Here is a 26,405-nt window from a genome sequence, read left to right on the forward strand (position 1 = left end):
GTCGGATTGCGGGGTGTCCGCGGCATGGATGCCGCGGCCAAGCCCCCATGGACGGGTTTACGGCGTCCCCGCAATCCGACACCGCCCCGCCATCCCCAGGAAGCCCAGCTCTTGCCGTTGCTTCGGCGGTAGCTGTGGCCTCTGCGGGTGCAGGGCGCAGCCCTGCCGCAACACCCTACGTGCGCCGACGCTTCCGGTCCACGTACAGCGTCTTGATGATGCTCAGCAGGATGCCCACCGCGATACCCACGCCACAGCCCAGCAGCAGATTGTCCACGGTCAGGCCGACAGCGACGCCGACCACGGTGGCGATCACCATCTCGGCAGTGTGGGAAATCGGTTCAGGCGTGGGGGCGGACATGCGGACTCCAGCGGACGGTCGGGATCGGATGGGCCGGGGCCCGGAAACAACAAGGCCGGGTTGCCCCGGCCTCGTCTTGCATTGCGTACGGCAGGCCGTCAGATCGATTCGGCCGGACCGGCGATCGGCGGCAGCGGACGGGCGTCGCCACCCTTGTCATTGCCGCCATCGTCCTTGCTCGACTTGGTCCAACCCATCGGCGGCGGCGGATCGCGGCCTTCCATGATGGCGTCGATCTGCGGCGCGTCGATGGTTTCGTACTGCAGCAGCAGCTGCGTCATCGCATGCAGCTTGTCGACGTTGGCGGTCAGCAGCTCGGTGGTCCGGGCATAGGCCTTGTCCAGGATGCTGCGCACTTCCTCATCGATGCGGCGCGCCGTGTCGTTGGACACGCTCTTGTGCTGGGTGACCGAACGGCCGAGGAACACTTCATCGTCCTCTTCACCGTAGGCGATCGGGCCAAGGGTCTCCGACAGGCCCCACTTGGTGACCATGTTGCGGGCCATCTTGGTGGCACGCTCGATGTCGTTGGACGCACCGGTGGTGACCTTGTCCGGCCCGAAGATCAGTTCTTCGGCGACGCGACCGCCATACAGCGAGCACAGCTGCGAGTTGATCGCCACGCGGTTGATCGAGTACTTGTCGCCTTCCGGCAGGTACATGGTCACACCCAGCGCACGGCCGCGCGGGATGATGGTGACCTTGTAGACCGGATCGTGCTCGGGCACCAGGCGACCGACGATGGCGTGACCGGCTTCGTGGTAGGCGGTGAGGGTCTTCTCTTCCTCGCTCATGGCCATCGAGCGGCGCTCGGCACCCATCAGGATCTTGTCGCGGGCACGGTCGAAGTGGTCCATGCGGACCTCCTTCTCGTTGCCACGAGCGGCGAACAGGGCGGCCTCGTTGCAGAGGTTGGCCAGGTCGGCACCGGAGAAGCCCGGCGTACCACGCGCGATCACCATCGGCACGACGTCGTCGGCCAGCGGCAGCTTGCGCATGTGCACCTTGAGGATGTGCTCGCGGCCCTTCACGTCCGGCAGACCGACCACCACCTGGCGATCGAAGCGGCCCGGACGCAGCAGCGCCGGGTCCAGCACGTCCGGACGGTTGGTCGCGGCGATCACGATCACGCCTTCGCCGCCTTCGAAACCATCCATCTCGACCAGCAGCTGGTTCAGGGTCTGCTCGCGCTCGTCATGACCGCCGCCCAGGCCGGCACCACGGTGGCGGCCGACGGCGTCGATTTCATCGATGAAGATGATGCACGGCGCGTGTTTCTTGGCCTGCTCGAACATGTCGCGCACACGGCTCGCACCGACGCCGACGAACATTTCCACGAAGTCCGAACCGGAAATCGAGAAGAACGGCACCTTGGCTTCGCCGGCGATGGCCTTGGCCAGCAGCGTCTTGCCGGTACCCGGCGGGCCAACCATCAGCACGCCGCGCGGAATCTTGCCGCCGAGCTTGGTGAACTTGGACGGGTCACGCAGGAAGTCGACCAGTTCGCCGACTTCTTCCTTGGCCTCGTCGCAGCCGGCAACGTCGGCGAAGGTGACCTTGATCTGGTCTTCGCCCTGCAGCTTGGCGCGCGACTTGCCGAAGGACATCGCGCCCTTGGCACCGCCGCCACCGCCCTGCATCTGCCGCATGATGAACAACCAGAAGCCGATGATCAGGATGACCGGCAGGAAATTCATCAGGATCGCGCCGAGGGAGATGCCGCTGGACGGCTCTTCCTGCACGATCTCGACGTTCTTGGTGCGCAGCACGTTGATCAGGTCGCGATCGAACGGCGCGGTGATGGTGGACGACTGTCCACCACGGGTGGTGTAGGTGATCTGGCTGGTACCGCCGCGCGTATCGCCGCCGAAGGCGACCTTCTGCACGTTGCCGGTATCCACCTGGTCCAGGAACTGCGAGTACGAAGCGCCCTGCGCCCCGGCCCCCGAGGTCTTGGGCGAGAAGCTCTGGAAGACCACCATCAGCACGACGGCGACGACCACCCATAGCAGGAGGTTCTTGGTCAAGTCGTTCATCCTCATTGGCTCCGGTGTTCCTCTCAGTGCTGGCGTTGCGTTGGGGTCGAACTTACGGGGTCGAGCTTACTTCATGTGGGCGCGTTTTCCCTGACCCAAGGCATACACCTCGGGAGAGCGCTTGCGCGAGGCTTCCGGCTTGCGGATGGAGACCTTGTCGTACCGGCGGCGCATGTCGCGCACATAGTCGTCAAAGCCTTCACCCTGGAACAGCTTGATCAGGAATGCCCCACCGGTCTTGAGGTGGTTGTCGGCAAAATCCAGCGCCAGCTCCGCCAGGTGCATCATCCGCGGCTGGTCGACCGCGCCCACACCACTCTTATTGGGGGCCATGTCCGACAGCACAAGGTCTACCGGCTGATCCCCGAGCATGGCTTCAAACTCCGATAGGACGGTTTCTTCCCTGAAGTCACCATGAAGGAACTCCACGCCGGCCAGTGGCGGCATGTCCAGAATGTCCAGGGCCAGCACGCGGCCAGTGTCGCCAATCTGTCTCCGAACCTGCTGAGACCAGCCGCCCGGGGCCGCGCCGAGGTCGACCACCACCATGTGCGGCTTCAGCAACCGGTCACGTTCGAGCAGTTCTTCGAGCTTGTAGGCCGCACGGGAGCGCATGCCTTCGGCCTGGGCCTTCTTCACGAAGGGATCGGAGAAATGTTCCTTGAGCCAGCGCTGGCTGCTTTTGCTGCGGGTAGCCATTGGAAATAGGGGCTGATGGGGTCGCCATGATACCCTGATCGTCCCATTCAACCGTGTTTTCTGCATGCCCACTGCCTTGACCCCTTCCCAGACCCGTTTCCTGCGCGGCCAAGCCCACGACCTGAAGGCCCTGCTGCAGACCGGCGGCAAGGGCGTCACGCCGGCCTTCCTGACCGAGCTGAACGAAGTGCTGGAGCGCCACGAACTGGTCAAGGTGAAGGTTGCCGCCGAAGACCGTGACGCCCGCGACGTGATGATCGGCGAGATCGTGCAGGCCACCGACAGTGCGCTGGTGCAGCGTATCGGCCATGTGGCCGTGCTGTATCGCCCGAGCAAGGAACACCGCCAGATCGTGCTGCCGCGCGGCTGATCGGTCCCTGCCATGCAGCTGAACCACGAACTGCCCGACTACGCCTACAGCCTGCGCGCCGCGGACGGTCGCTCGGCGCGGGTCAATGATCGCGTTCTGGGCAACAGCTTCTTCCTGACCCCTGATCAGCTGGTCGAGCAGTGGCCGGTGACCGACGTCGCGGCGCTGCAGGTGGCTGACCTGGAGCCGATCCTGGCACTGAAGCCGGCGTTGATACTGCTCGGCACCGGCGAGCGTCAGGTGTTTCCGCCGGCGGTTGTGATGGCCGCCTGCCTGTCGCGCGGTATCGGCCTGGAAGTGATGAACAATCCGGCCGCCGCGCGCACCTTCAACATCCTTGCCGGCGAAGGCCGCAAGGTGGCGGCAGCCTTCATTCTGGAAGGCTGAGGCCTGAAGCCGCCGGGCATGGCCCGGCGCTACCGCCCCTGGACCACACGTTGCGTGTAGCGCCCGAGATCATGCTCGGGCGGCGTCGTATCGCAGCAAAGAGCGGCCGAGCATGGCTCGGCGCTACAGGTGAGTTACGCCGGGCATGGCCCGGCGCTACCCGTATCTGCCCGCGCTAGCGCGCCGGCAGATACTGCTGCGGGTCGACCGGCTTGCCGTTGTAGCGGATCTCGAAGTGCAGCATGTCCCGGTTGGCGCCGGTACGGCCCATCTCGGCGATCTGCTCGCCGGCCTTCACGCTCTGCCCTTCATTGACCAGGCGCTTGCGGTTGTGGCCATAGGCCGACAGCCACTGGTCGCTGTGCTTGATGATGATCAGCTCGCCATAGCCGACCAGGCCGGCGCCGGAATACACCACCACGCCGTTGGCCGTGGCCTTCACCGGCGCGCCGCTGGTGCCGGCGATGTCCACACCCTGCTTGGTCGCGTCGCCGGCCACGTAGCGGCCCACGACTGCGCCATCGGCCGGCCAGCGCCAGGCGATGTTGCTCTTGACCGGACCGGCCGGACCCGGCGTCGGCGCGGTACTGCCGCCGGACGTGCTGCCACCCGGACGCGGTGCGGTCACCACGGTGGTCGGCGCACGGCCGCCGCCGGAGCCGGCCGGATACAGGCGGATCACCTGTCCCGGGTAAATGGTCGACGGATTGTCCAGGTTGTTCCAGGCGATCAGGTCGGCCGGGGTGATGTCATGGATGCGGGCCAGAGCATAGATGGTGTCGCCCTTGCGCACGACCACCGTCTGCCCCGGCTTGGGCACCGATGTCTTCGGCGTGCTGACGCCACTGCCGCCGCTGCCACTGGGCCGGACCACGGTGGCGGTGCCACAGGCGGCCAGGGTGGATACCAGCAACGCCAGTGCGCCGATGCGCACTCCCTTGCTCAGACGATCTGCACTCATGCGAACTTCGACCTCCATACAAGCCAGGCGATCAGCACCACCACCAACGCGGTGGCGATCCAGCCCAGCGGTTCAATCCATCGGCGCAGCACTGCTTCGGCGCGCGCACCACCGATACGGATGACCGCGGCCAGCACGAACACGCGCTTGCCACGACCGATCAACATGCTCAACAGGTACTGCGGCATCGGCACGCCGACGATACCCGATGCCCACGTGAAGACCTTCATCGGAATCGGCATGAAGCCACCGAGCACCAGGAAGGTGAACACCGCCCAGGGCGACTCCACCATCTTGGCCTGCACGGTAGCGATGCCCTGCTCGATCGCCGGCAGCATGCCCAGCGCCTCGAACACCGGCTTGACTGCCTCGAACGCGTAGTGGCCCAGCGCGTAACCGATCACCGCGCCGACCATCGAGCCGGCCAGGCTGAGGGTGGCGAACCACCAGCCGCGCTTGGGCTGGGCCACGCACATCGGCGCCAGCATCACTTCCGGCATCACCGGGAAGATGATGGCTTCGAAAAAGCTCAGCACCATCAGGTAGGTCGGCGCACGCTCATGCGCGGCCCACTTCATCGCCCGCTCGTACAGCGGCCCGAAAATCTTCATGCAACCCTGCTCCGTGGATTCAATCGAGCATGCCAGACAGCAGCGGTACGAAGGTGACCGGCGCCAGCACGCGTTGTTCGATGCTGCCGTCGTCCTTGCGGTCGAGCTGCACCAGCGACTGTGCGCCTGCGCCACCGACCGGGGCGACCAGGCGGCCCCCTTCGGCCAACTGCTCGACCAGGGCATCGACCAGCGCTGGTGCGGCGGCGGTGACCACGATGGCATCGAACGGGCCATGCTCGGCCCAGCCAACGCGGCCGTCGTCGTGCTTGGTGCGGATGTTCATGCCCAGCGCACGGAAACGCTTGCGCGCCTGCCGCAGCAGATCGCCGATGCGCTCGACGGTATAGACCTCCAGCCCCAGCGCGCCAAGCACCGCCGCCTGGTAGCCCGAGCCGGTGCCTACTTCGAGCACCTTCTTCGGCGCCACCTGCAGCACGGCCTCGGTCATCCGCGCCACCACCCACGGCTGCGAAATGGTCTGGCCGTGACCGATCGGCAGCGCGGTGTCTTCATACGCGCGTGAGGCCAGGGCCTCGTCGATGAACAGATGCCGTGGCACCACCCGGATCGCGTTCAGCGTCGACTCGTCGACGATGCCGGCCTCGCGCAGGCGGTCGACCAGGCGGTCGCGCACGCGCTGCGAGGTCATGCCGATGCCGACCGCTTCCGGCTGGAGGCGCAGGCGTGGGCTCATGCCGGCTGGTCCAGCGCAGCGGTAAGGCCGCCGACCCAGCTGGCGACCTTTTCCAGCGCCTGGTAGCGGGTCAGGTCGACCTGGATCGGGGTGATCGAAATGTGGCCGGTGCGCACCGCATGGAAATCGGTACCGGGGCCTGAGTCCTGCTCGCGGCCGGCCGGACCGATCCAGTACACCTCGTTGCCGCGCGGATCCTTCTGCGCGATGCAGCCTTCGGCGCGATGGCGGTTGCCCAGGCGGGTGACTTCGAAGCCCTTGACCTCGCTCCACGGCAGGTCCGGCACATTGACGTTGAGGATGGTGTCGGCCGGCAGCGGATCGGCCTTGAGGCGGGCAACGATCTCCACCGCGGCACGCGCCGCCGTCTCGAAATGCTTCGGATCGTGGTTGCGGGTCACCAAGGACACCGCGACTGCGGGCAGGCCGAGGAAACGACCTTCCATCGCCGCCGAGACGGTGCCGGAATAGATCACGTCGTCGCCGAGGTTGGCGGCGTTGTTGATACCGGACACGACAATGTCAGGCTCGAACTCCAGCAGGCCGGTCAGCGCAAGGTGCACGCAGTCGGTGGGTGTGCCGGCCACCGACACGGTGTAGTGGTCGATGCGCTTGAGCCGGATCGGCAGATCCAGGGTCAGGGAATTGCTGGCGCCGGAGCGATCACGGTCCGGTGCGACCACCGTGACTTCATGCCCGGCCTCGCGCAGCACGGAAGCAAGCATGCGGATGCCTGCCGCGTCGACACCGTCATCATTGCTGACCAGGATGCGCATCTTCGATTTAACCGCTTGATTTTCCAAGAATTCGATCCCGTCACCTTGCAGCGTGGGCGAAGCCGACCCGTCTCCTCCAGGGAGGCGGCAGCTCCGCAAGTGCGCCGACTATTGTGCCGCAAGCGGGCGCTGGGTCCTACCCTGTCTGCGGTCACGGCCGACATCAAACGGTCATAGGCAGACCCGCGCAGCCGGTTTAACCTGTGCGCATGTCGCACCCTGAAGACGAAGACCCGGCTGCATTGTTCCGTGCAGCCATCGGCGAAGTGACGCCGCTGCGCAAGGAAGTGGAGCCCGCGCCCGCCGCGCCGCGCCCCAAGCCGCGCGCGCGCATGGCCGAGCGCGACGACGCCGAAGCTGCCGGAGAGTTCGCCCGGCTGCTGCGCGACAACGCGCCGCTGGAAGCGGGCGACGTTGCCAGCTACCGGCGCGACAACCTGCCGCCACGCCTGTTCCAGCGTTTGAAGCGCGGGCAGTACTCGGTACAGGACGAGCTGGACCTGCATGGCGCCACTGCCGCGCAGGCCGAGGCGATGCTGCGCCAGTTCCTGCTGGAGGCACACGCCCACGAGTACGGCTGCGTGCGCATCATCCACGGCAAGGGCCTGCAGTCCGATGGCAGTGCGCCGGTGTTGAAGAACCTGGTGGACCGACTGTTGCGCCTGCGCAACGACGTGTTGGCGTTCCATTCGGCCCCGACCGGGCAAGGCGGCACCGGTGCAGTGCTGGTGCTGCTGGCGCGGCGCTGACGTTTTGCCGGTGGGATTCATCCACGCATGGCGTGGATCTACTGACGGCCCATCCACGCATGGCGTGGATCTACTGACGGCCCATCCACGCATGGCGTGGATCTACTGACGGCCCATCCACGCATGGCGTGGATCTACTGACGGCCCAGCCACGCATGGCGTGGATCTACTGACGATTCATCCACGCATGGCGTGGATCTACTGGCGATTCATCCACGCATGGCGTGGATCTACTGACGCCCAGCCACGCATGGCGTGGATGCTCTTCGCCTCCGCCACCATTTCCGTCAGGCCTGCGAAGCGTCTTCGACCGGCCCGAGCTCGTGCAGGACGGCCGTGGCATAGCAGCCCGGCGGCAGTGCGAAGGACAGCTCCAGCACGTCGGCGGCCAGCCACTGGTGCTGCAACAGCGCCGGACGCAACCGCAGCGCGCGCCGCTCCTGCTTCAGCCGCGCTTCTTCCAAACCGACACGCAGCGCCTTGGATTCGTCATCGTCCAGCGCCGCCAGTTCCAGCTCGTGGGCGGCGTCAGTGCTGCGCAGCTCACCCTCGCCCCACAGCGGCGCGCTGGGGTGGATGTCGAAGCGCGCCAGGCGTTCGGCCAGCACGTCGCTGTACGGCTCGGGACCGAACACGCTGCGGCTGCCATCCAGCATCCACACTTCACCCTGCAGCGGCTGGTCCCAACTGCCCTGTTCCACGCGCGCGGCCAGCACCCGGTTGAACAGCGCCGAACGGGCGGCCGACAACAGCAGCGAACGCTGGTCCTTGCGCATGCGCCGGCCACCGAACATCGCCAGCGCCGCCGGCACATTGCCACCATCACGACCGAAACGCTGCTCGCCGAACCAGTTCGGCAGGCCGCGCGTGGCGATCTGCTGCAGGCGCTCGTCGATTGCCGCCGCATCTCCCTGCACATCGCGCAGCACCAGCTTGAAGCGGTTGCCGGCCAGCGCGCCGCGCTGCAGCTTGCGGTTGTGCCACGTGGACTCGATCACTTCGATCTCGTCACTGGCCAGTTCGGCCAGGTCCGGCGCGACGCGCTTGGGCAGATGCACGCTGAAACGCTGGGTAGTGACCGCGTTGCGATCCTTCATGCCGGCATAGCTGACCGCCATTTCCGGCAGGCCCGCCCACTTGGCCAGCACCTTGGCCACATGCACCGTGTTCGCGCCACGCTTGCGGATATGCAGCAGCAGGTGCTCGCCTTCCCCCGTCGCCTCGAAAGCCGGCAGTTCATCGACCTGGAAATCTTCCGGCGTGGTGCGGATACGCGCCTGCAGCAGCGGCGCGCCGAACGCGAGCGGCAACGGAATCATGCCGCCACCAGCAGAACGACGGCCTGCGCGGCGATGCCTTCGCCCCGCCCGGTGAAGCCCAGCTTCTCGGACGTGGTGGCCTTGACGCTGACCGCATCCAACGGCAGCTGCAGCAGTTCACCGATGCGCTCACGCATGGCCATGGCATGCGGGCCGACCTTGGGCCGCTCGCAGATCACGGTGATGTCGGTGTTGCCGACACGCCAGCCGCGCTCGCGCAGCAGGCTGTCGCAGTGGCGCACGAACTCGCTGCTGTCCGCGCCCTTCCAGCGGTCATCGCTGGGCGGGAAGTGCTGGCCGATGTCACCCAGCGCGATCGCGCCGAGCATGGCGTCGCACAACGCGTGCAGGATCACGTCGCCGTCGCTGTGCGCAAGCACGCCGCAGCTGTGCGGCACCGCAACGCCGCCGAGCATGATGTGGTCGCCTTCACCGAAGGCATGGACGTCGTAGCCCTGACCGATACGGACGGGCGGGAACGGGGAGGTGCTCATGGATGCAGCCCTTGCAGCAGGGCCGCGCGGGCGGTCAGCCGGCGCGGCGGGAGAGTACGAATTCGAAACGATCGAGATCGGCCGGGGTGGTGACCTTGAAGTTGTCCTCGCTGCCTTCCACCAGCAGCGGGCGCTGGCCCTGGCGCTCCATGGCCATGGCATCGTCGGTGACGTCGACGCCGGCAGCAGCGGCTTCGGACAAGGCGCGGATCAACTGGTGGCGGCGGAACAGCTGCGGCGTCAGTGCACGCCACAGTCGCTCACGCGGCTCGGTGCCATCGATACCGCCATCATCACCGGCACGCTTGAGCGTGTCGCGCACGGGGGCGGCGAGGATGGCGCCGACCGGATCGGTGCGCCCCACTTCCAGCAGGCGGCCAAGATCGGTCTGCGACAGGTTCGGACGCGCCGCGTCGTGCACCAGCACGAATTCGTCGGCACGCACGCTGTCCGGCAGGGCCTGCAGCCCCGCCAGCACCGAGGCGGCGCGGGTTGCGCCACCGGTGCAGGTCAGCACCGGCTTGCCGGCCCACTCGGTCCAGCCCGGCCAGTCGGCATCGTCCGCGCCGATCACCACCATCGCCCCGGCCACGGCCGGGTGCGCCAGCAAGGCGTCCAGAGTGTGGGCGAGCAGGGTCTGCCCGCCGGCCTGCAGGTACTGCTTGGGCAACGGCGCACCAAAACGCGTGCCGCGCCCTGCGGCCGGAACCACCACCCAGATCGCCGCGCTCATGGCACGTCCGCCGGATGGTCACCTGCCTGCGCCGTGACCGGCGCAGGCTGCGCCGGATGCACGGGTGCATCTTCCACGACGCGATAGAACTTCTCGCCGGGCTTGATCATGCCCAGCTCGCTGCGCGCGCGTTCTTCGATGGCGGACTGGCCTTCCTTGAGGTCCTTCACTTCGGCAGCAAGCGCATCGTTGCGCTGCCGCAGACCGTCATTGTCCCGCTCCTGGTTGGCGACCTGGGCTTCGAGCATCATCACTTCACCCGAATTGCCCGGGCCGAACCAGAAACGGTACTGCAGCCATGCCAGCAGCAGGGCCAGCAACAGCAGCAGCCAGCGCCAGTCGCGCATCGGCTCAGCGCTTCAGCGACACGAACGCGTCACGACCCGCGTAACGCGCGCCGGCACCGAGGGCTTCCTCGATGCGCAGCAGCTGGTTGTACTTGGCCACGCGATCGCTTCGGCACAGCGAGCCGGTCTTGATCTGCGTGGCGGTGGTGGCCACCGAGATATCGGCAATGGTGGTGTCTTCGGTTTCACCCGAACGGTGCGATACCACGGCGGCGTAACCGGCACGGTCGGCCATGGCGATCGCTTCCAGGGTTTCGCTGAGGGTGCCGATCTGGTTGACCTTGATCAGGATCGCGTTGGCGGTGCCCGAATCGATGCCTTCCTGGAAGATCTTCGGATTGGTGACGAACAGATCGTCGCCGACCAGCTGCACCTTCTTGCCGATGCGATCGGTCAGCAGCTTCCAGCCCGCCCAGTCGTTCTCGGCCAGGCCGTCTTCGATGGTGATGATCGGGTACTGCGCGGCCCAGTCGGCGAGGAAGTCGACGAACTGTTCGGAGGTCAGGCGCTTGTTCTCGCCGACCAGGTTGTACTTGCCGTTCTCGAAGAACTCGCTGGAGGCCACGTCCAGGCCCAGCAGCACGTCTTCACCGGCGGTGTAGCCGGCCTTGCCGATGGCTTCGAGGATGGTGTCCAGCGCTTCGACGTTGCTGCGGAAGTCCGGCGCGAAGCCGCCTTCGTCGCCCACCGCCGTGCTCAGGCCGTGGCCCTTCAGCACCGACTTCAGCGAATGGAAGATTTCGGTGCCGGCACGCAGCGCTTCGGAGAACGAGGTGAAGCCGACCGGCAGCACCATGAACTCCTGGAAATCGACGTTGTTGTCGGCGTGCGCGCCGCCGTTGATGATGTTCATCATCGGCACCGGCAGCGACGGGGTCGCGCCGGTCTTGCCGGCCAGGTACTGCCACAGTGCCTGCTTGCTGGAGGCAGCAGCGGCGTGTGCGGCGGCCATGGAAACACCCAGCAGTGCGTTGGCGCCCAGGCGGCCCTTGTTCTCGGTGCCATCCAGATCGATCAGGCGACGGTCCAGGCCGGCCTGGTCGGTGGCCTCGAAGCCCTTCAGTGCGTTGGCAATGGCGCCGTTGACGTTGTCGACGGCCTTGCGCACGCCCTTGCCAAGGTAACGGGTCTTGTCGCCGTCACGCAGCTCCACCGCCTCCTTGGTGCCGGTCGATGCGCCGGAGGGAACCGCGGCGCGACCGAACGAACCGTCCTCCAGGGTGACTTCGGCTTCCAGCGTGGGGTTGCCACGGCTGTCGAGGATTTCACGGGCATGGATGCTGCGGATCGTACTCATGGTCGGGCCGGTTACCTGTATGGAGAGGGGGCGACAAAAACGAATGCCGCGTGATTATCCCCGGCTACCCCTCACTTGCCAAATGGCCTGAGTGGCATCAGCCCCAGCTGGACCCGATCACGATCATCACCAGCGACACCAGCATCACCAGCAGCGCACCGGCAATGGCCGCGCACACCGCTCCGCGTCGCCGTCGCCAGGCCATCACCATCGCCACCAGGCTGCCCACGAAAGACAGCACCAGCGTGATCAGCGCGCCCAGCATCCAGTACTGCACGGCCTGCACGCCGTTGTTGCCATCCCCCGGGGGACGGAAGCTGGCGGCAAAGGCCAGCACGCCCAGCAGCAAGGCGCCCCAGGCGAGCACCGACAGCAACAGGGCGATCAGGCCCCAGGGCCGGCTGCGCGAGAGTTCAGGCGTCGTATTCATCAAAGCAGATCGTGCAGCAGGATGCCCGCCCACAGCGACAGCAGGACCATCGCCAGTGCAGCGGTGACCCTGCCCCGGTTCAGACGCCAGCCGAGCACCGCGGCGCAAAACCCTGCGGAAATGGTCAGCACCTCGGCCACCGCCAAGGCGATGACGAAGGGCATCAGGTTCACTACCGGGCCGCCCGCACTGGACGGACGCATGCCGGCACCGAACAGCATGCCGATGGCGAATACGCCCGATACCGAGAGCAGGGCCAGACCGAGTGCGATCGGGCCCCACGGCCACTGCCGCCAGTGCCGGCGACGACGCTGGATCTCCAGCGCCGCCTGCGGGTGCTGACTCACGCGAAGCGCGAGAAGCCGTGCTTCTTGGTCACCGCGTCAAGCTCCATCAGGGTCTCGAGCAGGGCTTCCATCTGGTCCAGCGGCCACGCGTTGGGGCCATCGGACAGCGCCTTGGACGGGTCCGGATGGGTCTCGGCGAACAGGCCGGAGATGCCCACGGCAACTGCTGCACGCGCCAGTACCGGCACATGCTCGCGCTGGCCACCGGAACTGGTGCCCTGCCCGCCCGGCAGCTGCACCGAATGGGTGGCGTCGAACACCACCGGGCAGCCGGTATCGCGCATCACCGCCAGCGAACGCATGTCGCTGACCAGGTTGTTGTAGCCGAAGCTGGCGCCGCGCTCGCAGACCATGATCTGCTCGTTGCCGGTGGCCTTGGCCTTCTCCACGACAGGCTTCATGTCCCACGGCGCCAGGAACTGGCCCTTCTTGATGTTGACCGGCTTGCCGGCCGCGCACACCTTGCGGATGAAGTCGGTCTGGCGGACCAGGAACGCCGGGGTCTGCAGCACGTCCACCACCGAGGCCACTTCGTCCATCGGGGTGTACTCGTGCACGTCGGTCAGCACCGGCACGCCGATCTGCTTCTTGACCTCGGCCAGGACCTTCAGGCCCTCTTCCATGCCCGGACCACGGAAGGCGGTGCCGGAGGTGCGGTTGGCCTTGTCGAAGCTGGACTTGAAGATGAAGTTCACACCGAGCTTGTCGGTCACTTCCTTCAGCTTGCCGGCGGTATCCAGCTGCAGCTGCATCGACTCGATCACGCAGGGGCCGGCGATCAGGAACAGGGGCTGGTCCAGCCCGACCTCGAATCCACACAGTTTCATGGCGTTTCCTTGTTGTCCGCTACACCGGCAGTGCCGGTGCGCTGGGGTTGAAGCGAGCAAGATGGGGGCCGGCGGCCCCCATGACAAGTCAGGCGCGCACTTCCTGCAGCAGCTTGCCACCGGCCTTGCGCTCGCGCGCGGCACGGATGAAGCCGATGAACAGCGGGTGGCCATCACGCGGGGTGGACAGGAATTCCGGGTGCGCCTGGCAGGCCAGGAACCACGGATGCTGGTCGCGCGGCAGTTCGACCACTTCCACCAGGGTGTCGTCCATCGACTTGCCGGCGATCACCAGGCCCGCGTCTTCCAGCTGGGTGCGGTAGCGGTTGTTGAATTCGTAGCGGTGGCGGTGGCGCTCGGCGACCACGTCCTTGCCGTACAGCTCGCGGGCCAGCGTGCCCGGCTTCAGGCGCTGTTCCTGCAGGCCGAGGCGCATGGTGCCGCCGAGGTCGCTCTTGTCGTCACGCTTTTCCACGTCGCCGGTGGCGGTGCGCCACTCGGTGATCAGGCCGATCACCGGGTTCGGCGACTGGCGATCGTTCTCGGTGCTGTTGGCGTCTTCCAGGCCCACCACGTGGCGCGCGTAGTCGACCACGGCAGCCTGCATGCCATAGCAGATGCCGAAGTACGGCATCTTCTGCTCACGGGCGTACTGCGAGGTGAGCACCTTGCCTTCGAAGCCACGGTCGCCGAAACCACCCGGCACCAGGATGCCGTCGACATCGGCCAGCGCGGACATGTCGCTGCCCTCCAGATCCTGCGCTTCCAGCCACTTCAGGGTGACCTTGGTGCGCTGGCGCAGGCCACCGTGCTTGAGTGCCTCGCCGACCGACTTGTAGGCGTCCTGGTGGTCGATGTACTTGCCGACCACTGCGATGGTCACCGCATCCAGCGGATGCAGGGTGGCATCGACGGCGTCTTCCCACATCGACAGGTCGGCCGGGCCGGCCTTGTCGGCCAGCTTCAGCTGGTTGATGACGATCTCGTCCAGGCCCTGCGCATGCAGGCCCATCGGAATGCGGTACAGCACATCGACGTCGGGCACGCTGATCACCGCGCGCTCGGAGACGTTGGTGAACTGGGCGATCTTGCGACGCTCCGAATCCGGTACCGGCTGTTCCGAACGGCACAGCAGCACGTCCGGCTGGATGCCGATCGAGCGCAGTTCCTTCACCGAGTGCTGGGTCGGCTTGGTCTTCAGTTCACCCGCGGCGGCGATGTACGGCACCAGGGTGAGGTGCATGAACAGTGCCTTTTCCGGGCCACGCTCGGTGCGCACCTGGCGGATCGCCTCCAGGAACGGCAGCGACTCGATGTCACCGACGGTGCCGCCGATCTCCACCAGGGCCACGTCGAAGCCCTCGGTGGCTTCGTCCATGCAGCGACGGATCTCGTCGGTGATGTGCGGAATGACCTGCACGGTCGCGCCCAGGTAGTCGCCGCGGCGCTCCTTGCGGATCACCTCTTCGTAGATGCGGCCGGTGGTGACCGAGTTCTTGCGGCTCAGGCGGGTGCGCACGAAGCGCTCGTAGTGGCCCAGGTCGAGATCGGTCTCGGCGCCGTCGTCGGTGACATACACCTCACCGTGCTGGAACGGGCTCATGGTGCCCGGGTCGACGTTGATGTACGGGTCGAGCTTCATCATCGTGACCTTCAGGCCACGCGCTTCGAGAATGGCGGCCAGTGACGCGGCGGCAATACCTTTGCCGAGCGAGGACACCACGCCGCCGGTTACGAAAATCAAGGGAGTCATGGCTGCAAGCATCCTGTCTGGAAATGGAAAACGGCAGCGCCACGCCTGCCCGGGGGGCGGGCGTGGAGCAGAAAGGGGGTTTTCCGGTTCGCTGGAGCAGCGAGGGAGGTGCGGGCCCGGCCGGCGCCAGGCGCCAACGGGGAACCACCCTGCGAGGTCGCGGCGGCCGTGCCGGTCACTTCGACCGTCACCTGCGACCCGCTTTGCTGGAGGCCACGCTTGGCCGTGCCAGCCCATTCGCAAATGGTGGACACGCACTTACTCCCGGAAAGCCATAGTTTACAGATAGATGGCCGCCAACCCAAGGGGCAGATGGCGCCATCGACAAAAAGAAACGCCCCGCTGGGCGGGGCGTTCAAGGGTGAAACCCTTGTGGCAAGGGCTTCGCAGGGGCAGAAGAATTACTTCTTCTTGCGTGCCTCTTCCTCTTCTTCCTGCTGCGGCACCGGCTGGCCCTTGGCCTTCATCTCGGCATTGGCCTGCGCGCGGCGCTTGGCCTTGGCGTCGGCTTCGGACTGCGCCTTGTCGGCCTGGTCACCCTGCTGCGGAGCAGGCTGGCCGGCGTTCTGCGCCAGCACCATCGGCACTGCAACAGCGGCGGCAGCCAGGATCGCAATGGTCAGCAACTTCTTCATGGAGTCCTCCTCGCGGTATGGCTCGGATGTGGGGGGCGCCGGTGTTCGGTTCCAGCGGCTGCCATTTTACCCCCTCCCCGCCAACGAGGCTGAACCGCAGGCGTGCAAATTCCCGGTCCAGACCGCACACTTGCCCGTCGCTCCACGCTTTCGAAGACAGATGAACGCCCGCTATAACGCCGCCGATATTGAAGTCCTGTCCGGCCTTGACCCGGTCAAGCGCCGCCCCGGCATGTATACCGACACCGCGCGCCCGAACCACCTGGCGCAGGAAGTGATCGACAACTCGGTGGACGAGGCCCTCGCCGGCCATGCCCGCTCGATCGAGATCACCCTGTTCAAGGACGGCAGTGTGGAGGTCAGCGATGACGGCCGCGGCATGCCGGTGGACATCCATCCGGAAGAGAAGATCCCGGGCGTCGAGCTGATCCTTACCCGCCTGCACGCCGGCGGCAAGTTCAACAACAACAACTACACCTTCTCCGGCGGCCTGCATGGCGTCGGCGTCAGCGTGGTCAATGCGCTGTCGACCCTGGTGGAAATCCACATCAAGCGCGAAGGTGCCGAACACCGCATCACCTTCCGCAACGGCGACCGCGCCTCGCCGCTGGAAGTGGTCGGCACTGTCGGCAAGAAGAACACCGGCACCCGCCTGCGCTTCTGGCCGGACCCGAAGTACTTCGATACGCCCAAGTTCGCCGTGCGCGCGCTCAAGCACCTGCTGCGCGCCAAGGCCGTGCTGTGCCCGGGCCTGACCGTCAAGCTGACCGACGAAGCCACCGGTGAAGTCGACACCTGGTACTACGAAGACGGCCTGCGCGATTACCTGAAGCTGGAGCTGGGCGATCGCGAGATGCTGCCGGCCGAGCTGTTCGTCGGCAACCTGAAGAAAGACACCGAGATCGTGGACTGGGCCGTGGCCTGGCTGCCGGAAGGCGAGCTGGTGCAGGAAAGCTATGTCAACCTGATCCCGACCGCGCAGCACGGCACCCACGCCAACGGCCTGCGCACCGGCCTGACCGAAGCGCTGCGCGAGTTCTGCGACTTCCGCAACCTGCTGCCGCGTGGCGTCAAGCTGGCCCCGGAAGACGTGTGGGACCGCGTGTCGTTCGTGCTGTCGCTGAAGATGACCGACCCGCAGTTCAGCGGCCAGACCAAGGAACGCCTGTCCTCGCGCCAGGCCGCCGGCTTCGTCGAAGGCGCCGCGCACGATGCGTTCAGCCTGCTGCTGAACCAGAACGTGGAGCTGGGCGAGAAGATCGCGCAGATCGCCATCGAGCGCGCCAGCGCGCGCCTGAAGACCGAGAAACTGGTCGTCCGCAAGAAGGTCACCCAGGGCCCGGCCCTGCCCGGCAAGCTGGCCGACTGCATCAGCCAGGACCTGTCGCGCACCGAGCTGTTCCTGGTCGAGGGCGACTCGGCAGGCGGCAGCGCCAAGCAGGCCCGCGACAAGGACTTCCAGGCGATCCTGCCGCTGCGCGGCAAGATCCTCAACACCTGGGAAGTGTCCTCCAACAGCGTGCTGGCCTCGGAGGAAGTGCACAACCTGGCGGTGGCCATCGGCTGCGACCCGGGCAAGGAGGACATCAGCGGCCTGCGCTACGGCAAGGTGATCATCCTCGCCGACGCGGACTCGGACGGCCTGCATATCGCCACCCTGTTGACAGCACTGTTCCTGAAGCACTTCCCGGCGCTGGTCGATGCCGGCCACGTGTTCGTGGCGATGCCGCCGCTGTTCCGCATCGACGTGGGCAAGCAGGTGTTCTACGCCCTGGATGAGGAAGAGAAGCGCTCGATGCTGGACAAGATCGAACGCGAGAAGATCAAGGGCGCCATCAACGTGACCCGCTTCAAGGGCCTGGGCGAGATGAATCCGCCGCAGCTGCGTGAATCCACCATCCACCCGGACACCCGTCGCCTGGTGCAGTTGACCGTCGACGATCGCGAGCAGACAAGCTCGCTGATGGACATGCTGCTGGCCAAGAAGCGCGCGTCGGATCGCAAGGGCTGGCTGGAGAGCAAGGGCGATCTGGCTTCGCTGGAAGTCTGACGCTCGCGGCCCTCCTGTAGAGCCGAGCCCACGCTCGGCTGCATTTCGCGCCGTGCCGGGCAGCCGAGCATCGGCTCGGCTCTACAGACATCACACCCCCATCGGCAAACCCTGCGGGTCCATAATGCGCGCTCATCCGCGTGGACGACCCCATTGCCCGCCAACTCGCTGCTGTTTCCCGGGCTGCCGCTGCACAGCGCGCGCCTGGTGCTGAGCCCCATCCGCCGCGATGACGCCGCGGCCCTGTTCGCCCTGCAGTCCGACCCGGACGTGATGCACTGGTGGCACCACCCGGCGTGGACGCGTCCCGCCGAAGCACGCGCGCAGATCGACGATGACCTCGCCGCACAGGCGACCGGCACGCAATTGAAGCTGGCCCTGCGCGAATCGGTGGACGGCCCGCTGCTGGGCATCTGCGTGGTGTTTGCGCTGGATCGCGACGCCGCCCGCGCCGAAATAGGCTATCTGCTGGCACCTGGCAGGCAGGGCCATGGCTACATGCATGAAGCGCTGCAGCGGGTGCTGGACTATCTGTTCAACACGCTGCAACTGCATCGGGTGGAAGCCGAGATCGACCCACGCAACCAGGCCTCGGCACATGTGCTCGAGCGCCTGGGTTTCCACCGCGAAGGCCTGCTGCGGCAGCGCTGGCGCATCCGCGGTGAACTGGCGGACTCGGCCGTGTACGGGCTGCTGGCCGATGACGCTGCGCGAGCTGCCACCTCGGCTTGACCGGATCAGGCCGCAACGCTGGCCCATGCCTTTGGACACATACGGCAGGCGGCACCCCGTCCTAGCATCGGGGTCCCTTCCGCTGCCGTTCCGGTGCCATGAAGTTCCTGCTGCACTCTGCCGCGCTCTGCGTCGGCCTGCTGATCGCCCCTGCCTGCGCGCTGGCCGCTCCTGCTGCTGACAGCGCCTCCGAAACGAAAGAAGAAAAGACCGAAGCCGTGCCCCTGCCGGCCGATGCGTCGGCTCGCCAGAGCATGCGCCTGGCGGGCCGCACCCTCGACTACACCGCCACCGTCGGCACACTGCCGGTACGCGATGCGAAGGGCAAGGTGATCGCCGATGTGGTGTTCACCGCCTACACGATGCCGGGCAAGGACCGGCCGGTGACCTTCGCCCTCAATGGCGGCCCCGGCGCGTCGTCGGTGTACCTCAACCTGGGCGCCATCGGCCCGAAGGTGGTGACCTTCGGTTCGGAAGGCGACAGCGCATCGGCGCCAGCGAAGCTGCACGACAACCCCGGCACCTGGCTGGACTTCACCGACCTGGTGTTCATCGACCCGGTAGGCACCGGCTTCAGCCGCGCGCGCATCGGCGATGACGAAGCGAAGAAGCAGCTGTACACCCCCAGCGCCGACATCGAGTACCTGTCGCGCTCGATCTACGACTGGCTGCTGCGCAACCAGCGGATGGCATCGCGCAAGTACCTGACCGGCGAAAGCTACGGCGGCTACCGCGGCCCGCGCATCACCCACTTCCTGCAGACCCGCCTGGGCGTGGCGATGAACGGCCTGGTGCTGGTGTCGCCGTACCTGAGCCCGACACTGGAAGACAACGCCGATGTTTCGCCGATGGCGTGGATGCAGACCCTGCCCTCGATCGCGGCCGCGCACCTGGAGCGCCAGGGCAAGCTGACCGACGCGGCGATGCGCGAGGTGGTGGAGTACACCCGCGGCGACTACGCCACTGCGTTGATGAAGGGCCGCAGTGATCCGCAGGCGACCGAGGCGATGCTGCGCCGGGTGGCCGCGTTGACCGGCCTGGACCCGCAGTTCGTGCGCCGCGCCGGCGGCCGCCTGGAGACCCAGGCCTACCTGCGCGAGGTGTTCCGCGACAAGGGCACGCTGGGCAGCCGCTACGACTCCAACGTCACCGCGTTCGATCCGTTCCCGAACGATCCGGAGCAGCGCGCCAACGATCCGCTGCTGGACAGCATCATCGCGCCGACCACCACCGCGATGGTCGACTTCGTCACCCGAGAGGTCGGCTGGAAGGTAGATGCGCGCTACCAGGCGCTGAACTACGACGTGAACCGTCTGTGGGATCGCAATGGCGACCTGCGCGAGGGCGCGGTGACCCAGCTGCGCCAGGCCGTGGCGATCGACCCGCATCTGCAGGTGCTGATCGTGCACGGCTGGAATGACCTGTCGTGCCCGTTCATGGGCTCGATCCTGACGGTGGACCAGATGCCGACGATGGGCAGCAATCCGGACCGCGTGCAGGTGCGCAGCTATCCGGGCGGGCACATGTTCTACAGCCGGGCGGACAGCCAGGCGGCGTTCCGCAGGGATGTGCAGGCGTTGTTCCAGCGTAATTGAGGGGTGTGTGGGCCGGGCCTGCGGCCCGGCACCCGCAGAGGCCGGAGCAACGGCAAAGGCTCGGTCTCTGGAGGACGGCGGGATGGGGTGGGTGTGCAGGACACGCCGTAAACCCGTCCTTGGGGGCTCGATGGCGCCATCCATGGCGCCAACGGTCCTGCACACCCACCCCACCCCGTCGCTGGCAGGTTCACGCGACCTGCAGTAGATCCACGCCATGCGTGGATACGGGAAAATGATCTGCCATGAAAAAAGCCCGCCGGAATCCGGCGGGCTTTTTGTCTGCAGCGTTGGCGTGGAACTCAGGCCCAGCCGAACAGCTCGAACAGCTTCAGGATCAGGTAGGCGCAGCCGCCTGCTGCCGGGATGGTCAGGATCCAGGCCCAGACGATGCGCTCGATCACGCCCAGGCGCAGCGAACGCGGGTTCTTGGCAAAGCCGACGCCCATGATCGCGGTCGAGATGCTGTGAGTGGTCGACACCGGCATGCCGAAGTGGGCAGCCACGGTCAGCACGGTGGCCGAGCTCGTTTCCGCGGCGAAACCGTGGATCGGGTGCAGCTTGACCATCTTGTGACCCAGCGTCTTGATGATCTTCCAGCCGCCCGAGGCGGTACCGGCGGCCATCACCACCGCGCAGGTCAGCACGATCCACATGGCGATGCCATCACCGGCGTGCGCGTCCGGATGCATGAAGGCCAGCCACGACGGCAGGTCGTTCAACGCGCCGGTCGCTTCGGCACCGATCAGGGTCATGGCGATGATGCCCATGGTCTTCTGCGCATCGTTGTGGCCGTGGGCGAAGCCCATGTAGGCCGCCGAGGCGATCTGTGCCTTGCCGAAGAACGCATTGACGATGCGCGGGCGTGCCAGCCGACCGATCGCGCCGCCGATCTTGGCCAGGCCTGCGATCAATGCCCACAGCAGCACCATCACCACGATGCCGAGCAGGAAGCCGGCGATCGGCGAGGTGATCATCGGCACGAACACCTTCCACAGCAGGCCCTTGTTCTGCACCCAGCTGCCGAAGCGTTCCGACCAGATCAGCGCATCCCAGTTGTTGTGGGCTGCGGCCAGGCCGGCACCACACAGGCCGCCGATCAGCGCGTGCGAGGACGAGGACGGCAGGCCCTTCCACCACGTGATCAGGTTCCAGATGATGCCGCCCAGCAGCGCGCACAGGATCACCTGTGGGGTCACCTCGACCACGTTGGTGTTGAGCAGGCCCGATGCGATGGTCAGGGCTACGGCGGTGCCGGTCAGTGCGCCCAGCAGGTTCATGAACGCGGCGAGCATCACCGCCCAACCGGGCGAGAGCACCTTGGTCGCCACCACGGTGGCGATGGAGTTGGCGGTGTCGTGGAAGCCGTTGATGAACTCGAAAACGAGCGCGGCCAGGATCACCACCAGGACGAGGGTCAGCATGCTGTGGCGTCCGTCAGCTGTTCTTCAACACGATCTGGTACGCCACCACGCCGGCTTCGCGGCAGCGGTCGATGGCCTTTTCCAGGATCTCGAAGAATTCCTTCAGCAGGAACATCTGCAGGTTGTCCAGGCGACCGGAGTAGATGTCGCGGTACAGCTCGAGCATCAGGCGGTCGGCTTCGTTTTCCAGCGAACGCAGGCGCTCGTTGAGCGCGGTCATCCGGTCCAGGTTCATGTGGCGCAGGTCGGCGACCATCTCCACCACCACGCCGGCGGCCTGCTCCAGCATCGCCGCGCGCGGCGCGAAGTCGATGTGCTCCAGGTGGGTCGTGGCCAGCGAATAGCGATCGGCGAACTTCTCGATCTGCTTGGGAATCTTGTACAGGGCCGAGCCCAGCGCTTCGATGTCTTCGCGCTCGATCGGGGTCATGAAGCTGTCCACCAGCGCCTGGCTGATCTTGTCTGAGGCCGCGCGTTCGCGCAGACGGGCCAGCTTGAAGGCATCCAGGGCGGGCTGGCGATCGGCGTCGCGCAGCATCGAATGCAGTGCCTTGGCGGCATCGGAAGCCGCGACGGCAGCCTCATCGAGCAGGGTGTAGAACTGTTTGCCGGAACCGAAAATGGTCTGCAGAGAGAACATTGAGAAACCTGTCAGCCGTCGCGGGAAGGACGGCACCAGGGCGAATTATGACGGCTAGATGACCATCACGGGTATCCCTGCCCCCTTTTCGGGGCTGGAAGGCCCAAAACTGAACAGGCATTTGCCACCCAGCCACGGCCCTTTGCTAAGATGCCAGCGCGCCTTCGGGCGCACCTTATGGACGACGACCCTTATCCCCCAGCGCCGCGCCGGACCCCGTTCCTGAGCGCCTGCCGCCATCGCAAGCACCCGCCCTCCCTGTCACCAACCGGGGACGATGCCCGTGTTTGAAATGATCCTGATTGTCTTCGCGCTCGTTCTGTTGAACGGCTTCTTTGCCATGTCCGAGATGTCGGTCATGACCTCGCGCAAGAGCCGCCTGAAGCAGCTGGCCGGCACCTCCAAGCGCGCGGCCAAGGCACTGGAGCTGTCGGAGAAGCCGGAAGCGTTCCTGTCCACCGTACAGATCGGCATCACCGTGATCGGCGTGCTGACCGGCTTCCTCGGCGGCGAAGCGCTGGGCGAGGCCATCGGCGGCTGGATCCAGGGGCTGATGCCGGGCTTTGCCTATGCCGGCGCGGTTGGCAAGGCGCTGGCAGTCACCTTCATCACCTTCATCACGCTGATCTTCGGCGAACTGGTGCCCAAGCGCCTGGCCCTGACCCGCTCGGAGGACATCGCTGGACTGGTGGCGCTGCCGATGAGCTGGCTGGCCAAGCTGGCCTTCCCCTTCGTCTGGCTGCTGTCCAAGACCACCCAGCTGGTGCTGCGCCTGTTCGGCCTGGGCAAGGACGAGGTCGCCTCGGTCACTGAAGAGGAGATCCGCATGCTGGTGGCCGAGAGCCACGAAGCCGGCGTGATCGACAGCCACGAACGCGACATGATGAACCGCGTGATGCGCCTCGGCGACCGTACCGCCGACAGCCTGATGACCCCGCGCAACCGGATCGCCTGGCTGGACACGCTGGGTGGCCTGGACAAGAACCTGGAGATCATGGCCGAGCATGAGTTCTCGCGGTACCCGGTGTACCGCGACAACGACATGGACGTGGTCGGCGTGCTTGAGCTGAAATCGCTGGCCACGCGCATGGCGCGCGGCGACAACGCGCTGTTCCAGACCCTGCGCGAGCCGCTGTACGTCTCTGAATCCACCCATGCGATGAAGCTGCTGGAGATCTTCCGCGAAGAACAGCAGTCAATGGCGCTGGTGGTGGACGAGTACGGCGAGATCCAGGGCCTGGTGACCATCAGCGACCTGATGGGCGCGGTGGTCGGCCGCCTGCAGGCAACGGAGAATGCCGACGAAGACGCGCTGGTGGTGACCCGTGAAGACGGTTCGCTGCTGGTGGACGGCTCGCTGCCGATCGAGGATCTGCGCGAGTTGATCGGCAGCAACGACCTGCCCGACGCCGAGGATGGCGACTACTACACCCTGGCTGGCATGTGCATCCACTTCTTCGGCCGCATCCCGCACGCGGGCGAGTACTTCGACTGGGCCGGCTGGCGCTTCGAGGTGGTCGATCTGGACGGCGCGCGCGTGGACAAGCTGCTGCTGCGCACCCTGTCCGACGAGCAGGCCGATGAGCTCACCGCCTGAGTCCGGCCCCGGCGCTGCGCCGCCGGAGTACCGCAACGAGGGCATCCGCACCCTGCTGGCGATGTTCGCCTTCGGTGACCCGGCCCAGCACATGAAGCTGGGGCAGATCCTGCAGGATCTGCAGCAGAGTGCCTTCGGTGTATTCCTGTTCGTCGCCATCCTGCCGGCCTTCATCCCCATCCCGGGGCTGGGCGGCGCGGTCAGTGGGCCGCTGGTGATCCTGATCGGCCTGCAGATGCTGTTCTGCATGCGCCGGCCCTGGCTGCCCGGGTTCATCGCCCGTCGCGGGCCCAAGCGCGGCACCATGCACCGGTTCCTGGACCGCATCGACGGTGCCCTGCGCCGCCTCGACCGCATGCTCAAGCCGCGCATGCCACAGATGCTGACGCCTGCCCCCGCCCACGCCTTCAGCGGCCTGCTGCTGGTGCTGCTGGGCCTGCTGCTGTCGCTGCCGATTCCATTCACCAACTACCTGTTTGGTTTCCAGCTGCTGCTGTTCGCGCTGGCGCTGCTCGAGCGCGACGGTGCGCTGATGTTGTTCAACTGGGTGGCTGCAGTGGTGGCGATCGCGTTCTTTGGTTTCAGTTCCGGGCAACTGGTGGGTTACACCGTCGAACTGTTCCAGCGCTGGTTCTGAGCGCAGGCAATTACCGGGCGCTTCCCATCCACGCATGGCGTGGATCTACTTCGGATCACCTGCATCCACGCATGGCGTGGATCTACTTTCGATCGCGCGCATCCACGACTGGCGCGGATCTACCTTGAACCCAGTAGATCCACGCCATGCGTGGATGCGGCACCTCAACGCAGGTCGATGAAGCCGTTGTCGCCCAACCGGGCCGGCTCATCCTGCACGGCCGACAACACGAAACTGAGGGCCGAGCCCAACAGCGTGCCCGGCCCGTCCCAGTACTCGGCGGTTTCTGCACGCACGTGGATCAGCCGCAGCTTCGGATCATCGGGGCCACCGGGAAAGAACAGCTTCATCGCCGGCGACCACAGCTCTTCGACCTTGGCACGGTCATCGACGATGCGCGCCACACCCGCCACCGAGACATACGTGTTCTTCGACGGTGAGGCATAGGCGACGTTGACCCGTGGGTCGAGCGCGATCTCCGCCACCTTGGGGCTGTCTGCAGCGGTGGCGAACCACAGGTCACCATCGAAGGCGACCTGCTGGGTGCCGAGCGGGCGGCTGTAGAGACGCCCGTCGACGCCGCGGGTGGTGAACATCGCCACCTCCACGTCCTTGATCAGTTCGGCCAGCTGGGCAATGTGTTCGGTGCGGGACTCGTCCATGGGGGACTCCAGAGAGGGGAACCCCATCAGACGCGTTCGCGCCGCAAATTGCCGTGACGCAATTGTTCAGCCCGCGTGGCGGGCGTGCCACGCGTGCATCGCCAGCTCGAACGAACGCAGGCGCGCGCGATGGTCGTACAGGTTGGCGGTAAGCATCAGTTCGTCGGGCTGGTGGCGTTCGACGAAGGCTGCGATGCCGTCGGCCACCTGCTGTGGATCACCCAGCACCGTGCACGCCAGCGCCCGCTCCACGCCCAGCTTCTCGTGCGGTTCCCAGAACGCTTCGATGTCGTCGATCGGCGCCGGGATCTTGCCCGGACGGCCACGACGCAGATTGACGAAGCTCTGCTGCTGGCTGGTGAACAGCCGGCGCGATTCGGCCTCGCTGTCACTGGCCACCACGTTCAATGCCAGCATCGCATGCGGTTGCTTGAGCGTGGCCGAAGGGCGGAATTCACGGCGGTACACCGCCAGCGCTTCATCCATGGAATCGGGCGCGAAGTGCGAGGCGAAGGCGTACGGCAGGCCCATAGAGGCGGCCATGCGCGCGCCGAACAGGCTGGAACCAAGGATCCAGGTCGGCACCCGCAGGCCGCCACCCGGTACCGCCTGCACCGCCTGGCCGGGCTGCACCGGTTCGAAGTAGTGCAGCAGTTCGCGCACGTCCTGCGGGAACTGGTCGGCGCTGTCGAAATAGCGGCGCAGGGCGCGCGCGGTCGGCTGGTCGGTACCCGGTGCGCGGCCCAGGCCCAGGTCGATACGGTCCGGGTACAGCGAGGCCAGCGTGCCGAACTGCTCAGCCACCTGCAGCGGTGCATGGTTGGGCAACATGATGCCGCCGGCGCCGACACGGATGCGTTGGGTGCCACCGGCCACATGGCCGATCAGCACCGCGGTGGCGGCACTGGCGATGCCAGGCATGTTGTGGTGTTCGGCCAGCCAGTAGCGGCGGTAGCCCAGCGCGTCAGCATGCTGGGCCAGTTCGAGCATGTTGGCGAAGGCAGCAGTGGTATCGCTGCCCTCGCAGACCGGGGCCAGGTCGAGGATCGACAACGGGATCATCAGGCGGTTTTCCGTTACAGGATCCCCTGTTGATGGGGTCGCCCTGCCCCCACGGCCAGTGCCGGTGGCGGGACGCTGATTCCTGTGGGACGGATTCAGCGCCACCGGCCTGTGTAGAGCCGAGCCCACGCTCGGCTGCACTTCCCCGGTGCACAGCAGCCGAGCGTGGGCTCGGCT

At 66.4% G+C, this 26,405-nt stretch carries 29 protein-coding genes; 8 read left to right on the top strand and 21 right to left on the bottom strand.

All coding sequences use genetic code 11. The features are described from left to right. Positions 1-175: 175 nt before the first annotated feature. The 3 genes from ACFX4F_RS14495 to rlmE form a co-directional block, all read right to left on the bottom strand. A complete protein-coding gene (locus ACFX4F_RS14495) occupies positions 176-361 on the bottom strand; it encodes a hypothetical protein (RefSeq protein WP_380656459.1) in 186 nt (61 codons plus the stop codon). 98 nt (positions 362-459) lie between these two features. Next, positions 460-2,397 (bottom strand): ATP-dependent zinc metalloprotease FtsH, encoded by a 1,938-nt coding sequence (gene ftsH / locus ACFX4F_RS14500; protein WP_162292006.1) that lies wholly within the window; start codon positions 2,395-2,397, stop codon positions 460-462. Positions 2,398-2,463: 66 nt separating this feature from the next. Next, on the bottom strand, positions 2,464-3,096 hold the full coding sequence (gene rlmE, locus ACFX4F_RS14505) for a 23S rRNA (uridine(2552)-2'-O)-methyltransferase RlmE (RefSeq protein WP_100464728.1): 633 nt from the start codon (positions 3,094-3,096) through the stop codon (positions 2,464-2,466). 64 nt (positions 3,097-3,160) lie between these two features. Here rlmE and yhbY point away from each other — a divergent pair, with 64 nt between their 5' ends. After that, positions 3,161-3,466 (top strand): ribosome assembly RNA-binding protein YhbY, encoded by a 306-nt coding sequence (yhbY, locus tag ACFX4F_RS14510; RefSeq protein WP_025878910.1) that lies wholly within the window; start codon positions 3,161-3,163, stop codon positions 3,464-3,466. Positions 3,467-3,478: 12 nt separating this feature from the next. Then, positions 3,479-3,853: an Mth938-like domain-containing protein gene (locus ACFX4F_RS14515; RefSeq protein WP_380656466.1), complete on the top strand. Its 375-nt coding sequence runs from the start codon at positions 3,479-3,481 to the stop codon at positions 3,851-3,853. A gap of 175 nt (positions 3,854-4,028) precedes the next feature. On the opposite strand, the gene ACFX4F_RS14520 is transcribed toward ACFX4F_RS14515, so the two are convergent. From ACFX4F_RS14520 to surE, 4 genes are read right to left on the bottom strand one after another with little or no spacing between them, the layout of a single operon-like run. After that, positions 4,029-4,814 (bottom strand): peptidoglycan DD-metalloendopeptidase family protein, encoded by a 786-nt coding sequence (locus ACFX4F_RS14520; protein WP_099820098.1) that lies wholly within the window; start codon positions 4,812-4,814, stop codon positions 4,029-4,031. Beyond that, entirely contained in the window at positions 4,811-5,425 is a 615-nt protein-coding gene (locus ACFX4F_RS14525; protein WP_099820097.1) for a YqaA family protein, read from the bottom strand. Before ACFX4F_RS14525 ends, ACFX4F_RS14520 begins: the two co-directional genes overlap by 4 nt. 19 nt (positions 5,426-5,444) lie before the next feature. Next, positions 5,445-6,122, bottom strand: a complete 678-nt coding sequence (locus ACFX4F_RS14530; RefSeq protein ID WP_089240249.1) for a protein-L-isoaspartate(D-aspartate) O-methyltransferase — start codon at positions 6,120-6,122, stop codon at positions 5,445-5,447. Continuing rightward, the gene (surE, locus tag ACFX4F_RS14535) at positions 6,119-6,898 is read right to left on the bottom strand and encodes a 5'/3'-nucleotidase SurE (RefSeq protein WP_089240247.1); all 780 of its coding nucleotides are present in this window, start codon (positions 6,896-6,898) and stop codon (positions 6,119-6,121) included. The genes ACFX4F_RS14530 and surE overlap by 4 nt, the downstream gene beginning before the upstream one ends. 209 nt (positions 6,899-7,107) lie before the next feature. Between surE and ACFX4F_RS14540 the strand changes: the two genes are divergently transcribed. Beyond that, positions 7,108-7,647, top strand: a complete 540-nt coding sequence (locus ACFX4F_RS14540) for a Smr/MutS family protein (RefSeq protein ID WP_099820096.1) — start codon at positions 7,108-7,110, stop codon at positions 7,645-7,647. 287 nt (positions 7,648-7,934) lie between these two features. On the opposite strand, the gene truD is transcribed toward ACFX4F_RS14540, so the two are convergent. The 10 genes from truD to ACFX4F_RS14590 form a co-directional block, all read right to left on the bottom strand. Further along, complete coding sequence (gene truD / locus ACFX4F_RS14545; RefSeq protein ID WP_380656472.1) at positions 7,935-8,966, bottom strand: tRNA pseudouridine(13) synthase TruD; 1,032 nt, start codon at positions 8,964-8,966, stop codon at positions 7,935-7,937. Continuing rightward, entirely contained in the window at positions 8,963-9,460 is a 498-nt protein-coding gene (gene ispF, locus ACFX4F_RS14550; RefSeq protein WP_380656475.1) for a 2-C-methyl-D-erythritol 2,4-cyclodiphosphate synthase, read from the bottom strand. Before ispF ends, truD begins: the two co-directional genes overlap by 4 nt. A 34-nt stretch (positions 9,461-9,494) precedes the next feature. After that, complete coding sequence (gene ispD / locus ACFX4F_RS14555) at positions 9,495-10,193, bottom strand: 2-C-methyl-D-erythritol 4-phosphate cytidylyltransferase (protein WP_205403924.1); 699 nt, start codon at positions 10,191-10,193, stop codon at positions 9,495-9,497. Then, positions 10,190-10,540: a cell division protein FtsB gene (gene ftsB, locus ACFX4F_RS14560; protein ID WP_380656478.1), complete on the bottom strand. Its 351-nt coding sequence runs from the start codon at positions 10,538-10,540 to the stop codon at positions 10,190-10,192. Before ftsB ends, ispD begins: the two co-directional genes overlap by 4 nt. A 4-nt stretch (positions 10,541-10,544) precedes the next feature. Next, positions 10,545-11,837, bottom strand: coding sequence for a phosphopyruvate hydratase (gene eno / locus ACFX4F_RS14565; protein WP_176021100.1), 1,293 nt, complete (start codon positions 11,835-11,837; stop codon positions 10,545-10,547). A 97-nt stretch (positions 11,838-11,934) separates the two neighbouring features. After that, the gene (locus tag ACFX4F_RS14570; protein ID WP_380656481.1) at positions 11,935-12,267 is read right to left on the bottom strand and encodes a hypothetical protein; all 333 of its coding nucleotides are present in this window, start codon (positions 12,265-12,267) and stop codon (positions 11,935-11,937) included. Then, positions 12,267-12,614 carry a hypothetical protein gene (locus tag ACFX4F_RS14575; protein ID WP_099820089.1) on the bottom strand — a complete coding sequence of 116 codons (348 nt, stop codon included), beginning with the start codon at positions 12,612-12,614 and terminating at the stop codon, positions 12,267-12,269. Before ACFX4F_RS14575 ends, ACFX4F_RS14570 begins: the two co-directional genes overlap by 1 nt. Beyond that, entirely contained in the window at positions 12,611-13,441 is an 831-nt protein-coding gene (gene kdsA / locus ACFX4F_RS14580; protein ID WP_099820088.1) for a 3-deoxy-8-phosphooctulonate synthase, read from the bottom strand. The genes ACFX4F_RS14575 and kdsA overlap by 4 nt, the downstream gene beginning before the upstream one ends. A gap of 88 nt (positions 13,442-13,529) precedes the next feature. Beyond that, on the bottom strand, positions 13,530-15,194 hold the full coding sequence (locus ACFX4F_RS14585) for a CTP synthase (protein ID WP_380656486.1): 1,665 nt from the start codon (positions 15,192-15,194) through the stop codon (positions 13,530-13,532). 401 nt (positions 15,195-15,595) lie between these two features. Then, positions 15,596-15,829 carry a hypothetical protein gene (locus ACFX4F_RS14590; protein ID WP_089240228.1) on the bottom strand — a complete coding sequence of 78 codons (234 nt, stop codon included), beginning with the start codon at positions 15,827-15,829 and terminating at the stop codon, positions 15,596-15,598. Positions 15,830-15,989: 160 nt separating this feature from the next. Here ACFX4F_RS14590 and parE point away from each other — a divergent pair, with 160 nt between their 5' ends. The 3 genes from parE (at position 15,990) to ACFX4F_RS14605 (ending at position 20,206) form a co-directional block, all read left to right on the top strand. Further along, positions 15,990-17,879, top strand: a complete 1,890-nt coding sequence (gene parE / locus ACFX4F_RS14595) for a DNA topoisomerase IV subunit B (protein WP_380656490.1) — start codon at positions 15,990-15,992, stop codon at positions 17,877-17,879. A gap of 153 nt (positions 17,880-18,032) precedes the next feature. Further along, on the top strand, positions 18,033-18,611 hold the full coding sequence (locus ACFX4F_RS14600; RefSeq protein ID WP_380656493.1) for a GNAT family N-acetyltransferase: 579 nt from the start codon (positions 18,033-18,035) through the stop codon (positions 18,609-18,611). A gap of 98 nt (positions 18,612-18,709) precedes the next feature. Beyond that, positions 18,710-20,206 carry a S10 family peptidase gene (locus tag ACFX4F_RS14605; RefSeq protein ID WP_380656495.1) on the top strand — a complete coding sequence of 499 codons (1,497 nt, stop codon included), beginning with the start codon at positions 18,710-18,712 and terminating at the stop codon, positions 20,204-20,206. Positions 20,207-20,508: 302 nt separating this feature from the next. Here ACFX4F_RS14605 and ACFX4F_RS14610 read toward each other — a convergent pair whose 3' ends face one another. Both ACFX4F_RS14610 and ACFX4F_RS14615 read right to left on the bottom strand, forming a co-directional pair. After that, positions 20,509-21,630 carry an inorganic phosphate transporter gene (locus tag ACFX4F_RS14610; protein ID WP_265953508.1) on the bottom strand — a complete coding sequence of 374 codons (1,122 nt, stop codon included), beginning with the start codon at positions 21,628-21,630 and terminating at the stop codon, positions 20,509-20,511. A 13-nt stretch (positions 21,631-21,643) separates the two neighbouring features. Further along, complete coding sequence (locus tag ACFX4F_RS14615) at positions 21,644-22,270, bottom strand: DUF47 domain-containing protein (RefSeq protein WP_025878890.1); 627 nt, start codon at positions 22,268-22,270, stop codon at positions 21,644-21,646. A 292-nt stretch (positions 22,271-22,562) separates the two neighbouring features. Here ACFX4F_RS14615 and ACFX4F_RS14620 point away from each other — a divergent pair, with 292 nt between their 5' ends. Both ACFX4F_RS14620 and ACFX4F_RS14625 read left to right on the top strand, forming a co-directional pair. Beyond that, positions 22,563-23,867, top strand: a complete 1,305-nt coding sequence (locus ACFX4F_RS14620; RefSeq protein ID WP_223880018.1) for a hemolysin family protein — start codon at positions 22,563-22,565, stop codon at positions 23,865-23,867. Beyond that, a complete protein-coding gene (locus ACFX4F_RS14625) occupies positions 23,851-24,504 on the top strand; it encodes an exopolysaccharide biosynthesis protein (RefSeq protein WP_265953509.1) in 654 nt (217 codons plus the stop codon). The genes ACFX4F_RS14620 and ACFX4F_RS14625 overlap by 17 nt, the downstream gene beginning before the upstream one ends. 164 nt (positions 24,505-24,668) lie before the next feature. On the opposite strand, the gene ACFX4F_RS14630 is transcribed toward ACFX4F_RS14625, so the two are convergent. Both ACFX4F_RS14630 and ACFX4F_RS14635 read right to left on the bottom strand, forming a co-directional pair. Beyond that, entirely contained in the window at positions 24,669-25,166 is a 498-nt protein-coding gene (locus ACFX4F_RS14630; RefSeq protein ID WP_099820081.1) for a pyridoxamine 5'-phosphate oxidase family protein, read from the bottom strand. A 66-nt stretch (positions 25,167-25,232) separates the two neighbouring features. Then, positions 25,233-26,228, bottom strand: coding sequence for an LLM class flavin-dependent oxidoreductase (locus ACFX4F_RS14635; protein ID WP_032976501.1), 996 nt, complete (start codon positions 26,226-26,228; stop codon positions 25,233-25,235). Positions 26,229-26,405: the final 177 nt, after the last annotated feature.

It is taken from the genome of Stenotrophomonas sp. YIM B13575, from assembly GCF_042787595.1.
GTDB classification, from domain to species: domain Bacteria; phylum Pseudomonadota; class Gammaproteobacteria; order Xanthomonadales; family Xanthomonadaceae; genus Stenotrophomonas; species Stenotrophomonas lactitubi_B.

Excerpts from the sequence above, each read along its gene's own strand:
- eno (WP_176021100.1), bottom strand. The coding sequence starts at position 11,837 with ATGAGTACGATCCGCAGCATCCATGCCCGTGAAATCCTCGACAGCCGT.
- ACFX4F_RS14625 (WP_265953509.1), top strand. The coding sequence starts at position 23,851 with ATGAGCTCACCGCCTGAGTCCGGCCCCGGCGCTGCGCCGCCGGAGTAC.
- ACFX4F_RS14570 (WP_380656481.1), bottom strand. The coding sequence starts at position 12,267 with ATGAATACGACGCCTGAACTCTCGCGCAGCCGGCCCTGGGGCCTGATC.
- ACFX4F_RS14525 (WP_099820097.1), bottom strand. The coding sequence starts at position 5,425 with ATGAAGATTTTCGGGCCGCTGTACGAGCGGGCGATGAAGTGGGCCGCG.
- ACFX4F_RS14610 (WP_265953508.1), bottom strand. The coding sequence starts at position 21,630 with ATGCTGACCCTCGTCCTGGTGGTGATCCTGGCCGCGCTCGTTTTCGAG.
- ACFX4F_RS14520 (WP_099820098.1), bottom strand. The coding sequence starts at position 4,814 with ATGAGTGCAGATCGTCTGAGCAAGGGAGTGCGCATCGGCGCACTGGCG.
- truD (WP_380656472.1), bottom strand. The coding sequence starts at position 8,966 with ATGATTCCGTTGCCGCTCGCGTTCGGCGCGCCGCTGCTGCAGGCGCGT.
- ACFX4F_RS14585 (WP_380656486.1), bottom strand. The coding sequence starts at position 15,194 with ATGACTCCCTTGATTTTCGTAACCGGCGGCGTGGTGTCCTCGCTCGGC.
- parE (WP_380656490.1), top strand. The coding sequence starts at position 15,990 with ATGAACGCCCGCTATAACGCCGCCGATATTGAAGTCCTGTCCGGCCTT.
- yhbY (WP_025878910.1), top strand. The coding sequence starts at position 3,161 with ATGCCCACTGCCTTGACCCCTTCCCAGACCCGTTTCCTGCGCGGCCAA.
- ACFX4F_RS14590 (WP_089240228.1), bottom strand. The coding sequence starts at position 15,829 with ATGAAGAAGTTGCTGACCATTGCGATCCTGGCTGCCGCCGCTGTTGCA.
- ACFX4F_RS14515 (WP_380656466.1), top strand. The coding sequence starts at position 3,479 with ATGCAGCTGAACCACGAACTGCCCGACTACGCCTACAGCCTGCGCGCC.
- ftsB (WP_380656478.1), bottom strand. The coding sequence starts at position 10,540 with ATGCGCGACTGGCGCTGGCTGCTGCTGTTGCTGGCCCTGCTGCTGGCA.
- ACFX4F_RS14495 (WP_380656459.1), bottom strand. The coding sequence starts at position 361 with ATGTCCGCCCCCACGCCTGAACCGATTTCCCACACTGCCGAGATGGTG.
- ACFX4F_RS14530 (WP_089240249.1), bottom strand. The coding sequence starts at position 6,122 with ATGAGCCCACGCCTGCGCCTCCAGCCGGAAGCGGTCGGCATCGGCATG.
- ACFX4F_RS14615 (WP_025878890.1), bottom strand. The coding sequence starts at position 22,270 with ATGTTCTCTCTGCAGACCATTTTCGGTTCCGGCAAACAGTTCTACACC.
- ACFX4F_RS14635 (WP_032976501.1), bottom strand. The coding sequence starts at position 26,228 with ATGATCCCGTTGTCGATCCTCGACCTGGCCCCGGTCTGCGAGGGCAGC.
- ACFX4F_RS14620 (WP_223880018.1), top strand. The coding sequence starts at position 22,563 with ATGATCCTGATTGTCTTCGCGCTCGTTCTGTTGAACGGCTTCTTTGCC.
- ACFX4F_RS14540 (WP_099820096.1), top strand. The coding sequence starts at position 7,108 with ATGTCGCACCCTGAAGACGAAGACCCGGCTGCATTGTTCCGTGCAGCC.
- ispF (WP_380656475.1), bottom strand. The coding sequence starts at position 9,460 with ATGAGCACCTCCCCGTTCCCGCCCGTCCGTATCGGTCAGGGCTACGAC.
- kdsA (WP_099820088.1), bottom strand. The coding sequence starts at position 13,441 with ATGAAACTGTGTGGATTCGAGGTCGGGCTGGACCAGCCCCTGTTCCTG.
- surE (WP_089240247.1), bottom strand. The coding sequence starts at position 6,898 with ATGCGCATCCTGGTCAGCAATGATGACGGTGTCGACGCGGCAGGCATC.
- ACFX4F_RS14605 (WP_380656495.1), top strand. The coding sequence starts at position 18,710 with ATGAAGTTCCTGCTGCACTCTGCCGCGCTCTGCGTCGGCCTGCTGATC.
- ftsH (WP_162292006.1), bottom strand. The coding sequence starts at position 2,397 with ATGAACGACTTGACCAAGAACCTCCTGCTATGGGTGGTCGTCGCCGTC.
- ACFX4F_RS14630 (WP_099820081.1), bottom strand. The coding sequence starts at position 25,166 with ATGGACGAGTCCCGCACCGAACACATTGCCCAGCTGGCCGAACTGATC.
- rlmE (WP_100464728.1), bottom strand. The coding sequence starts at position 3,096 with ATGGCTACCCGCAGCAAAAGCAGCCAGCGCTGGCTCAAGGAACATTTC.
- ispD (WP_205403924.1), bottom strand. The coding sequence starts at position 10,193 with ATGAGCGCGGCGATCTGGGTGGTGGTTCCGGCCGCAGGGCGCGGCACG.